The organism is Virgibacillus carmonensis (assembly GCF_057836705.1).
Map to the genome: position 1 here is coordinate 1 of NZ_JBYQFJ010000216.1, position 635 is coordinate 635.

The 635-nt window shown below is 38.9% G+C and carries 1 protein-coding gene; it reads left to right on the forward strand.

What is annotated here, in order from left to right; genetic code table 11:
- Window positions 1-635: GNAT family N-acetyltransferase (locus AC3G7N_RS21470; RefSeq protein WP_489424164.1), on the forward strand; the 635-nt coding region annotated here is incomplete at both ends.

Here is a 635-nt window from a genome sequence, read left to right on the forward strand (position 1 = left end):
TTCCATAATGGATTAGATTATTCTAATGAAATAGATACACTTATAGATGAACTGATAACAGCAACCGAAGAGAATGGGAGCAAAAGGATATTAGTTGAATGTCCCGCAACCCTACTACATAGGTTGAGTAAATCGAAGGAAAGAATGAGGATTGTTGGGGAAAGAGTAATCTATACCAGGAAGTTTTCAAAACAATTAGATATAAAAGCCCCATCACACGAAATATGGTCACCTTCTGAACCGAGGGCACTAATATTCTTATCAGAAGTGATGGGTGTAGAAATTAAAGAAGCGGAAAAGTTTCTTAGCAGTATGAAGACTGAATTGCCTTCACAAGTGAATAGAATGTTTACTGTTTATATCATTGACGGTGAGCCGGTTGGTCTTGTGTTCCCTCATATTGAACCTGACACCAATCAGGAAGGTCGGATGTTTTGGATTGGGGTTCATCCAAAGCATCTTGGAAAAGGGCACGGGAAAGCACTTCACAGAATTGGATTATCCAGACTTCAGAAGGAATTTTATGCAAAGTCATATCTGGGTGCTACAAAGAAAGGTAACTTGCCGATGAGGAGGATAATGCAGTCAAACGGTTGCCAACAGAGTGAAAATAGTATGGTTTCTTTAGAATACAT